At 69.0% G+C, this 11,344-nt stretch carries 6 protein-coding genes; 1 reads left to right on the forward strand and 5 read right to left on the reverse strand.

What is annotated here, in order from left to right:
* A partial coding sequence (locus AC08OO_RS18005; protein ID WP_476610903.1) for an SAM-dependent methyltransferase occupies positions 1 to 741 on the reverse strand: 741 nt, incomplete at its 3' end.
* A 283-nt stretch (positions 742 to 1,024) separates the two neighbouring features.
* Between AC08OO_RS18005 and AC08OO_RS18010 the strand changes: the two genes are divergently transcribed.
* Entirely contained in the window at positions 1,025 to 1,294 is a 270-nt protein-coding gene (locus AC08OO_RS18010; RefSeq protein ID WP_476618801.1) for a hypothetical protein, read from the forward strand.
* 652 nt (positions 1,295 to 1,946) lie between these two features.
* On the opposite strand, the gene AC08OO_RS18015 is transcribed toward AC08OO_RS18010, so the two are convergent.
* The 4 genes from AC08OO_RS18015 to drmD all read right to left on the reverse strand — a co-directional run.
* Positions 1,947 to 2,360: a hypothetical protein gene (locus AC08OO_RS18015; RefSeq protein WP_476610898.1), complete on the reverse strand. Its 414-nt coding sequence runs from the start codon at positions 2,358 to 2,360 to the stop codon at positions 1,947 to 1,949.
* Positions 2,361 to 2,938: 578 nt separating this feature from the next.
* Entirely contained in the window at positions 2,939 to 3,484 is a 546-nt protein-coding gene (locus tag AC08OO_RS18020; protein WP_476610899.1) for a hypothetical protein, read from the reverse strand.
* Positions 3,485 to 3,927: 443 nt separating this feature from the next.
* Complete coding sequence (locus AC08OO_RS18025; RefSeq protein WP_476618802.1) at positions 3,928 to 8,223, reverse strand: Eco57I restriction-modification methylase domain-containing protein; 4,296 nt, start codon at positions 8,221 to 8,223, stop codon at positions 3,928 to 3,930.
* On the reverse strand, positions 8,220 to 11,344 hold a 3,125-nt coding region (drmD, locus tag AC08OO_RS18030; RefSeq protein ID WP_476618803.1), incomplete at its 5' end, for a DISARM system SNF2-like helicase DrmD. The genes drmD and AC08OO_RS18025, both read right to left, overlap by 4 nt.

Consider the following 11,344-nt stretch of genomic DNA (forward strand, 5'->3'; position numbering starts at 1 on the left):
CACTCCCGGCTCGACGAGCTCCAGACCGTCGAAAAAACGTTCGACTTCGGCGCGGGTACGCGTCGTGAGGGGGATCCCCCGCTGCCGGTAGACCTCGACAAGCCGTCCGGCCTCCCCCGGCGCGGCATCGGCCGTGCAGTGAGTGAACGCCAGATAGCTACCCGAGGGCAGGGCGTCGAGGTAGCGACGGACAAGGCCGTAGGGATCATCGGAATCGGGAAGAAAATGCATGATCGCGATCAGGGACAGCGCGATGGGGCGGCTCAGGTCGAGCGTGTCGCGTACCTCGGCCGAAGCCAGGATCTTCCCCGGTTCCCGCAGGTCAGCGTTCAGATAGGCGATACGACCCTCGGGTGTGCCGGTCAGCAGGGCGCGAGCGTGCACGAGGACGATCGGGTCGTTGTCCACGTAGATCACCCGCGTGTCGGGAGCGATACCCTGGGCGACCTCATGCAGGTTCGGCGAGGTCGGGATGCCGGTGCCGATGTCAAGAAACTGGCGGATACCCGCCTCCTTGGCAAGGAACAGGGTGGCGCGGTGGACGAACGCCCGGTTCTGCTGGGCGGCGATGCGCAGGGCCGGGAATACCTCCAGCGCCCGCTCGGCGGCTTCCCTGTCAGCGGGGAAGTTGTCCTTGCCAGCCAGAAAGTAGTCGTACATCCGCGCGGAATGCGGCACGTCCGTCCGCAGCTCCACCCGCTCCACCCTCTCCACCCGCTCCACCGTCTCCACCCGCTCCACTGGCGTGTTCCAGCGGTCATCCGTCGGGTTGTCGCTCACGTCCCGGCCCCTCAATCGCGTCTAGGTATGCTCGGCGTTCCCCGCCACCTCCATCGGACGGCCGGCTGACCTGCGGCGCTGCCGGTGCCGAGGGAGAACGGATGTGTTGTCACTGAATTATGGTGGTTCGCCTGCGGATGGTGGCAGGCGGCTTTAGGGGCTCTCCGCGGTACACCATGATCCACATTTTCCCGCCCACCATTCAGTAACGGCCGGTGGTGACGTGATGTAGTCACGGGCCGGGGTGGAAGAGGGGCGCACCCGCCACATCGACCAGGACCTGCCCCGGTCGTACACCGGGACGAACTCCCGCCGACGCATCGCCGCCGACAACCCCGTCCGCAGGCCGGTCCGCTCGGCGAGCAGCCGCACCGGCGGCGGACGGCTCGGCGGACGGGCAACACCTCTGCGAACCGGCCGGCTGTCGACCGGGCGCGGCCAGCCCGATAGCTACGCCAAGAAGTCGGGTAGACCCTCGACAGTCACCACCGAAAACCCCACAATCGGCGCGTGAGCGCCCATGCCCCGTGACGCTACCGCTCCACCCGACACCCCGGCATCCACCCGGACGAGCCAGACCGGCCCCGAGCCCGCCGCCCTCCAACGCAAACTCGATCTTCTCGACGCATCCATCGGATCGTCACCCGACTCCCAGGAACCCCCGCGGCCCCGACCCGACGGTGGCATCCCGGCCGCCACCGCAGCCGAACGAAAGGCAGCCCTCCTCGACGGGCCAACGCCCACTCCACGCGAGGTCTCCATCGCACGCGCGGAACAGATCCGGCTTCACCGTTCGCAAACCCGGAGAATGGATTGTCTTCACACCGGAAGGAAATGAGTAGCAATCAGCACGCATTCCCTCTACCGCCGTCGGAGGCCACCTCGACGCCGCCTATCCCGACACAACTGGTTCATAGATCTCGCGACGCCAGGCGGGCAGCACATGGTGAGATTAGTCAACGGCCCGGTCCCCAGCTATGAAGCCCGGACTTTTGAGCGGTTCGACATCCAGTTCCGGAAGATTCCCCGCAGCAGACCCCTCCCCGCCCGTTCTCCCGTGACTGGGAGGGGTTTCGCGTTCATGGCCGCCTGAGCTGCGCGCGCCAGGGGCCGTATGTACGCCTTGCTACGTCTACAGGCTCGTCAGCGACCTAAAACCTAGATTTTTAAGCGGTTCTGTACACAAGGTAAATGTACTTACCACCAGCGCCCTTGTTGAGATCGACGTCGATACGCCGCCACGGTGCCTGCGGCTGAATCCCACTGTTGTCACCGAGTATGACATCCAGATCCTCTATCGGACTGCCCAGGACGGGCTCCCGAGTGAAGGCAGCATAAATGTAAGCGCCGCCAGCACCTTTGTTGAGATCGACGTCGATACGGTGATAGCTCGGTGGAGCAGACTCGTCCTTGTTGAGCAGGAAGATTATGCTGGTGATGGGATCTCCGACACCTTTCTCATAGGCGAAATACAGATAAGCGCCGCCCGCGCCAGCGTTGAGATCCTTGTCGATCTTTATCCAGCCGCTCGGCGCGGGCTCGCTGTCGATCAGAACGGTCAGATTCGTGACATTACTCATGCTGTTCTCCCCTTCTTGCCATCCGAAAGGCTCACGATCGTATTGTTACATGGAGAATTAGGTCATGTCTGGAGAACGCCGGAAGTGCCAGAAGGACAGCCCGACCGGGGCCCGGAGGCCCCGACCTCGCCCTTCCTTGCTGAATGTCAAAAATTCCGTGACCTGGGATGACGGCCTCCGAGCCGGGCCAGAAAAGTGCATCCACAAAAATGGGCATCTTGCTCGTCGATGCAGGTCAGGCGCGGCGTGGGCCGCAGCGGTGCCCCAGCCGCCGGAGAACGCGGCGGATCATGCCCGCCGCCTCGGACGGACGACGCGAGTGATGCGGCGGAGGACGCCGTGCTCCTTCTTCGCCCGGCGCGGGCGGCCCGCCAACCGGGCGTTCAGCTCCTCGTACCGCTCATCACCCGGTCGAACGGTTATCAGTTCTCATCGAAGGTGACTACCGTCCGCACCGCCGTGGGTCGTCGCGATGCTCTCGATGGAACCGTCGGGGAGCCGCATGATGATGGCCATTCCGGATCTCTCTTCTCCTCGGTGTGTGTCGTACGGGGTGGCTCGCCGCCGCCGGTCGACGGTCAGAAGCCGGGCCACTCGACGAGGCCGGTCGCGCCGAACAGGCCGGAGGCGTAGACGAGGACGCCGTGGGCCGCGTCGATGGTCAGGCAGCCCTGGTACTTCTCCCCCTGGCCGAGGGTCGCCGCGTTGAACGCCGGCTCGCAGCCGATCGTTGGCTGGACCCGCGCACCGTCCGGAGTGCGGACGAAGAAGTCGAACGGGTTGACGGCGAAGCCGGCCCTCGCCGAGGTGAACGACACCATGAAGGTCGCGAACGCCGGGCCGCTGGTGGGCTTGCTGAAACCCGAGAAGAAGGACGGGACCGCCTTCGGCGCGGCGACGCTCACCGTCGCGGCGACCTCGCCGCCCTTGCTGACCTGGAGTACCTCGCCGTACTGGGCCTGCTTCGCCCCCTGGGAGGCCCCGCCGGCCGCCGCGGCCCCGCCGGGCGCGGCCGTCGCGCCGGTCGAGGAGACGGAGGTGTCGTCCAGGTTGCAGCCGGTGAGCCCGGTGAGGCCGATCAGGCCGGTGAGAACCGCTGCGACGGCGAAACGTGCAGTGCTCATGAGATCCCCCGTGAAAAGGCGCGCGCCATGGCACGCCGATGAGAGTGGTGAACGAGACGTCGAATATCAGGCTGCGGGCCGATGCCGGCTGCCAGGACAGACGGGCGAGCTCGCAAGAATGTACCGACAGGACAGCCGTGAAACCCGTCGGTATCCGAGAAAGGCAGCGAGGCCCCGCTATCGCCAGCCAATCAGATCAATCCCGGACAACAACGATTCTGAATCGCTTCGAGCTTTCTGTCAACAGCTTCGGAAAAGTCGGAAAAGGTGGATGGAGGATGGCCGTGCCCGGATCCCCCCGAGAATCCGGGCACGGCAGAATGTCGACCGCGCGCGTGGCTCGGCCGGTGGACAAGGCGAATGGAGAACTCTCGCGGACCGGTCACCCGGAAATCGGGCGGGCGGCCCGGCGTCAAACGTAGGGTGTCGTTCGCTGTCTCCGGCTACAGGTCAAGCAGCGACCCCTGGTCCGGCGATGCGGCCGCCCTGGCGCGGGCATCTTTCTTCTTCGCGCCCTTCTCGTGCAGGCCGGCGGCGACCTCCTCGGCGTACCGGGCGTGGTTCAGTTCGAGGAGGCGGTCGAGCACCTCGCGCTGCGCCCACGGCCCGATCGTGTACCGAGTGTACTTCCCGGCCGGATGAAAGCCGTGGTCCAGGCCCCGGTCGATCATATCGACCCACCCGTACGCCCGAAAGGTCGCCTCGTCGATGAGCCGGTGGATCTCCCGCAGCTCGGCGATATCGGCATCGTTGCAGCCCGGATCGAAAACCAGATTGTACGTCTTGGTGAGCCCTGACTGCCGCGCCAGCATCGCCTCCCGCCGGAACCCGTCCAACCCCTCCCCCAATTCCCGCATCTCCCCCGTCAGTTCAGGCAACGGCAAGGTCTCGAACACGTCCGACGGCGTGTACCGAAGATCGGCCTTCATCGACGACGCCCGCGAGGCCGCCCACCAGTAATGCGGCGAGCTGGAGAGCAAGGCCAGCATTGCCGTGTCGTCCGTTGCGAAGACCCCGAGCATATGCGAAAATATCTGCCCGGTCGGCACCATCACCGGCATCACCGTGCGGCTCACAAGAGTGATGACGATTACCCGCCCGATACCTGCGATAGCGCCGTAGAGTTCAGGCCTGGAACGCTCGTATCGCCACCACCGCTCACGGGCCGACTTACTAAAGCGATTGAGGTCACGTTCCGGCTTGACGAGGAGGCGGACCTGGTCGTAACAGTCGCGGTACCGCTTTGCGCGGTCCTCAGGCCAGTCGTGGAAATTGATGACCCAACGACTGCCCGAGCAGTCGGGGCGCGAGTTGAGATCCTGACCGTTCAGATAGGGGAACAGCACGTCGGTATGACGCGGATCCTTCGCGATCAACGCGCGGGCCTCGGCGGGTTCCATCGTGAAGCCAAGACCCAGGACATAACTTCCAATAAAGGAGATTCCTGCGCTTTTTTCCAGCCGGTGAGGATTTCCGGACACCCGTGCCTCGGGCTCCAGGGAGGGCGCGATCACGGGGGTCTGGACGCCGTCGGCGAACCGGGCGGCGGCCGGCCCGATCTGCCCTGTGGTCCAGACGGCGCTGAATTCCAGGACCGCGGACTTCGACGGCCAGGGCCGGCTCTTGATCGACCGGCGGATGACGTTCCCGTCAGCGACAATCTGGTCAAGGCCGACCTCACGGGTATCGCCCTGGGCCAGGGTGTTCGTCGCGATCAGCCCCGTCTGACCGCCACCGTTGAGCAGAGAGTGCGCACGCAGCGCGAAGTAGGCGACCAGATCGGCGCTCCCCCGTGCTCCCCCGCCGATCTCCTCGACGAGGTACTCGCGATACGCCACGCCCAGTGCACCGGTCAGCTTCTGGCCACCGAGGAACGGGGGGTTGCCGAGGACCGCGTCGAAACCGCCCTTCTCGAAGACCTCGGGGAAGACCAGCGGCCAGTGCAGGGGTTTCCGCCGGAAACCGCCGGGAACGTAATCGGTGGCCAACCAGGACTGTGCCGTTTTCCGGGCCTCGGTCTCATCCCACTTGCCGGTGACCTCATCAGCGAGGCGGGCCGCGGTCAGGGAGAAGCTTTCCCGGCTGGCCTTCTTCTCCTCGTCGATCTCGGCGCGGGCATGCGGGTTACTCGTCCCCGACCATTTCTGATAGCCGACGAGCGCGGCGCCGGCAGTCAGGTCGGCGAAGAGCCGCAGCCGCTCGGTGTCGTGTTCCACCCCCGACAGGAGCCTGCGCTTCCTCGCAAGTCCCGCCAGAGACGAGCCGTCGGTCTCGACGAGGTCCCGGCGCCGCCCGGCGGCGTCGCGGACCAGTTCACGGACGCCGGCGGTCCAGCCGAAGATGTCGGAGTGGATCTTCCGGCCCTTGGCCGGGTCGAGGTGCATGTACTCCAGCTGCTCGACCGAGGTGATACCGAGCAGGGAGTCGCCGGAGACGAGCCGGTCGTCGAGGAAGGTGAACGGCCGGCGCGGGTCCATCGACACCAGCCAGAGCGACAGCTTCGCCATCTCCACGGCCATCGGGTTGATGTCCGCCCCGTACAGGCAGTGCTCGATGACCAGCCGGCGGGCCTCGACGGTGACGTCGTCCGCGTCGGCGTCACCGGCGTCACCGGCGTACCCGGCGGCCCGCGGGTCACCCTCACGGATCCACGCCTCCACCAGCCGGTCGCCGAGGTAGCGGGCGGCGGCGACGAGGAACGCGGCCGAGCCCATCGCGATGTCGGCAACCTTCAGCGACAGGATGTCGGCGCTGGACCGCAGCCGCCAGGCGCCCCGGTCGGCGGTCTGCAACGGCCCGGGGGCGTAGACCAGGGGCTCCAGGGTGTTGTCCGCGACCTCCTCAGCCAGGAACCTGGGGGTGTAGTGGGTGCCGGTGTTCTTCCGCAGCGGCGACTCGGTGACGTACAGCCCGTCCTCCAGGACCACGACGGGCTGGCCGCGCAGGTCCGTGCGCAGCAGGCCGTGGAACGGCAGCAGCCGCTCGGCGGTCGGGTAGTCGCCGCGGGTCACGGCGAGCAGGGCCTTGCGGGCCTCCTCCCGCTCGCCGGCCTCCAACGGAACGAGCCGGCGCTCGACCGCCTTCGGCGCGCCGATCCCGCTGGCGGCGAACCTCTCGGCGAGCGCGGCGGCGAGCAGCGGGCGGCCCCGGTGACGCGAGGCGAGCTCCTCCAGCTCGGACAGCTTCGCCTCGGCCTCCAGCCCCTCCCGGCCGACCAGGCCGACGACCACCTCCGCGGCCGGGGCGCGTTCGGCATCGTAGGAGAGCAGACCCTCGTAGACGTAACCGATCTGCTCGACGTCCAGCGAGCGGAAGCTCAGCGTCCGCCGCTCCCGGGACTTCCCGCTGCCGACCTGGATGTACTGGACGGCACGCAGCATGTGCAGCACCGTGCGGTCGTCCACGCCGAGTGGCAGCCACGGATGGGCTGCCGGGTCGAACAGCGACCCGGCGTAGGCGTGCATGCGCAGCCGGGGATGATCGACCCCCGCGTACACGGCGGTGAACAGGGCGCGCAGCCGGTGCCAGGCCGCCGTCGACTGCTCCAGGTCGTCCTCGGTCGCGCCGTCGTAAAGCTGCTGTTCCAGCTCGGCGCACAGCCGGCCGGCGGAGTAGGTACTCGCGTACAGGTCGTTGCCGGCGGGCAGCAGGCCGCGTTCCTCGGCGTAGAGCAGGAAGACGATGCGCATCATCACCGCGACCGCGCCCCGGTAGACGTCGTGCGCGCCGACGTCGCGCAGACCGGCGCCACCCCGGTCCCGCTCGGCGACATGCCAGCGGCCGAAGGCTGCGACGAGCAGCTCCACGGCCTGGCGGACCTGGACGCCGAGCGCCTCGGTGATCTCCTCCTGGCTGCCGAGGCTCGCCTTCAGCAACGGGACCAGCGTCTCGTCGTCGGGTACGCCGAAGAAGCGCCGCCGGCACAGCAACGACACGAACGCCCGCACGACGTCGCGCTCGGCCGCCTCCGGCCAGGACACCGCGTCGAACACCGCCGTCGCCGTCACCCCGCCGCGCGGCGCCCAAACCAACGCCCACTGCCGGCCGTTCGTCACCAGCGCGAGCTCGATCCCGTGATGCCGGCAGGCGATCGCCGCCCGGTCCACCGGCGTCGCAGCCCAGGCCTGCCCGGCGATCCGCGCCGTCGGGGACTGTGACGGCGCGACGACCAGACCGAGCACGCGGACCGCGTCCGGTTTCACCTCGGACGACCCCCCGGCCGCTGTGTCCCCCGTGGCCACTGTGTCCCCCCCGGCCACTGTGTCCGCTGTGTCCGGATCGACGAGGATGAAGGACGGCACGAGGTGCGCGTCGTGCTCGCCGACGTCGACGGTGAACGAGCGCAGCGCGCCACCCGCGCCGTCCGCGCCACCCGCGCCGTCCGCGCCATCGGGCAGGACGAGCGTGTTCCCCCAGCCGAGTAGCTCGCCGAGAACGAAACGCACCCAGGCCGCCTGGCCGCCGGCGGGATCGTCCAGCCAGGCGGTGTGCTCCCGGCGCAGGCGTTCCCGGGTCTTCTTCTCCAGCGGGTCGAGCGTCGGCCAGACCCGCCGGAGCACGGGCAGGCTGAGGAACGGCCCGCTGACCTCGATGAGGCTCAGCCATTCGCGGTGCTGCGCGGAGCCGTCCGGCGCGGGCGGCCGGCGCCGACCGCCACCGCTGCCGCCACCGCTGCCGCTGCCGCTGCCGCGACCTCCGGGGATGCCCCGGCCCCGCGTGGTGGCACCCACGGTACTCATCGCGCCTCCTCCGCTGCCGGCACGACCAGGACGACCGCGACGGGGAACTGGTGCTGCCCCGGGTCACGGTATCGCTGCGCGATACCGTCGAGCTCCCGTCGCCGTTCCTGGTCCAGCCGGTCGAGCCGGTCCTGCCACGCCTGCCGGTCCTTGCGGTACTGGGCCAGCTCCTCGCGGCTCCTGGCGATCTCGAACCGGCTGAACAGGGCGTCCTCGTCGTTCTCCGGATCCTCGATCGCACCGCGCAGCGTCGCGGCGAACTGATCGAGGATAGTGGTGATCCGATTCTCCTCGGCGGCCCGGCGCTGGCCGAGAAGGCGGGTCAGCGACTCCTGGCGGGTCCTCGTCCGCCACTCCAGGGCGGAGAGCACCCCGGGCCGCACCGCCGGCCAGCGCTCGGCGAGCCGCTCCCGCGTCTCCCCGGAGACGGGCCGGCCGGCGGCGAGCGCGGTACCGACGAGATCGCCGAGGACCGTCAGGTTCTCCAGGCGGCGGAACCGCCCGGTCGCCGGCGCCCAGCCGCCCGCGTACAGGACCTCCTCGTGCAGCCGGACGCCGTCCGCGCCCACCAGCACGAACCTGGAGAACGCGCCGATCAGCACCTCCTCGCAGCGCGGATCGTCCGAGCGCACGGCGGTGACCCGGTGCAGCCCGACGTCGGCGTTGGAGACGGCGCCCCGCAGCAGCCTTGTCGACATGTCGACGAGGCGGTGGCCGAGGTGCGCGAGCACGACGTCGTCGCGGTCCTTCGCCATGGCCGGGTCGAAGGTGATCGGCCGCTGGCGCGGCGGCGTGCCCGGGGGAAGGTCCTCACGGCGCAGCTTCTCGGTGAGCCCCGCGGAGGCTCGCTGCCACGAGCCGGTGAGCGTCGGCACCGTGAACAGTCCCTCGGCGTGCTCCTTCTCGTCGACGTACGGGGTGAGTGCCTGTTGGCGGGCGAGGCTCAGTGCCGTGCCGACGACGCGGCGCACCGCCGCCGGGGTGATGCCGAGCTCGCGGACCGTGTCGTCGAGGTTCGCCCGCAGCCGGCGCACCTGCTCGCGCACGTTCTCCGCGACCGGGACGGTGCCTCCGGCAGCCACGGAGCCGCCCGGACCGACGTCGAGGTCGTCGGGACCGAGGTCGATCCGCTCCCCCAGCATCCGACGCTGCACCCGATCGGAGAGCACCGCGTTGACCGACCCGAGGTCGGCCTTCATCTGCGCGACCTTCTTCACCACCCGCGACAGGAACTCCAGGTCGGCCTCAAAGGAATCGACGCTGCCCGACCAGCCGGAGCCGACGAAGTGCCGGATCTCCGGGGAACGGCGCTGCCCGTACCGGTCGATGCGGCCGATCCGCTGCTCCAGCTTGTTCGGGTTGAACGGGATGTCGTAGTTGACCAGCCGATGGCAGTGATTCTGCAGGTCGATGCCCTCACTCGCCGCATCGGTGGCGAGCAGGACCCGCATCGGATGCTCGCTCGGTTCGGCCTGGAAGGCGAGCCGCAGCTGCTCGCGCTCGTCAACGGACAGCCCGCCGTGCAACAGGCCGAGCCGCTCCCCGGCGAGCCCCTCCTGGCGCAGCAGTCCGGCGAGCCAGATCTGCGTGTCGCGGTACTCGGTGAACACGACGACCCGTTCATCGAACCAGTGCCGCCCGTCCGGCCGGCACACCGCGTCCAGATAATCGAGCAGTGCGCGGGCCTTGGCGTCCGGCTCGGCCTCGTGGGCGTCCGCCCAGCGCCGCATCCGGTCCAGCAGCTCGATCTCGCCGTCGGTGGGATCGAGCTGCATCGGCCCGATCCGGCCGAGGGCGTCGTCCTCGGCGTCGGCGAGCTGCTCGTCGTCCAGGGTCGCGACGTCGTCGAAATAGTCCTCCATCCACGGCTCGGGCATCCACGGCTCGGGCGCCCCCGGCCCAGGCATCCCCGGCCCAGGCATCCCCGGCTCGGCCTCGTCCGTGAGGCGGGACGCGTGGACCGGGCGCCCGTGCCGGGACACGAGGGTCTCCCGGTAGACGCCCACGGTGTGGCCGAACGCCGCCGGGGAGGAGAACAACCGCTTCTTCAACAGCAGGGTCACCAGGTCGGTCGCCTTGCGGCCGCGCGGCGAATCCAGCCGGGCCCGGCGCAGTGCGGCAAACTCCTTGAGCAGGCCGTGGATCCCCCGTTCGCCGTCCGGGTAGACCACCGGCATGTCGATCGAGCGGCGCCGGTGGAAGCGCGGGGTGCCGTCCGCGTTCTCGATGCTGCTTTTCAACCGGCGGACCACGACCTCGTCCACGGCCGTCCGGTCCGGCTCGACGCCACGAGCGAACCGCTGGTCGTCGAGGATCTCCAGCAGCGCGGTGAACGAGGCGAGGTAGCCGTTGTGCGGGGTGGCGGACAGGAACAGCCGGTGGGTGAAGTGCGGCGCGAGCCGGCGGATCAGCTTGGTCTGCTGGGAGTCGACCGCGTAGACCTGCCTGGGCGCGGCCGGGGCGATGTGATGGGCCTCGTCGAGAATGAGCAGGTCGAAGGTCCGCGGGTAGGTCGGCTGACCATCGCCGGGCAGCACCTCGTCGAGCAGCCGCTGCGCCTTCGGGCCACGCAGCCAGGGCAGGCTGACGATCGTCAGCGGGTAGACCTCGAACGGGTTCGCCGCGCTGCCGTGCGAGCGACGGACCGCCGCGCAGCGCTCCGCGTCAATAATCGTGAAATCGCGGCCAAACTTCTCGGCCATCTCGTCGCGCCATTTCAGGGTGAGCCCGGCCGGACAGACGATCATGATGCGGCGCGCCCGGTGCCGCAGCAGCAGCTCCTCGGCGACCAACCCGGCCTCGATGGTCTTACCGAGGCCGACATCGTCGGCGAGCAGGAGGTTCACCCGGGGCGCCGCAAGGGCGCGCGCCACCGGCTCGAGCTGGTAGTCCTCGACGGCCACCCCCGAGCGGAACGGGGCCTGCAGCCGCCGGGCGTCCGCGGAGGTCACCGCCGACCAGCGCACCGCGTCGAGGAAGGCGGCCAGCCGGCCCGGTGGGTCGAAGCCGCCCCGGGTGACGTCGGGCAGCGAACCGCTGGGCAGGACCCGCCGGCCCGGCTCGACCTCCCAGATCACCTCGACGGTGTGGCCGTAGCGACCGTCCTCCACACTCTGGAGGG

Source organism: Frankia sp. CeCAU1, assembly GCF_977971845.1.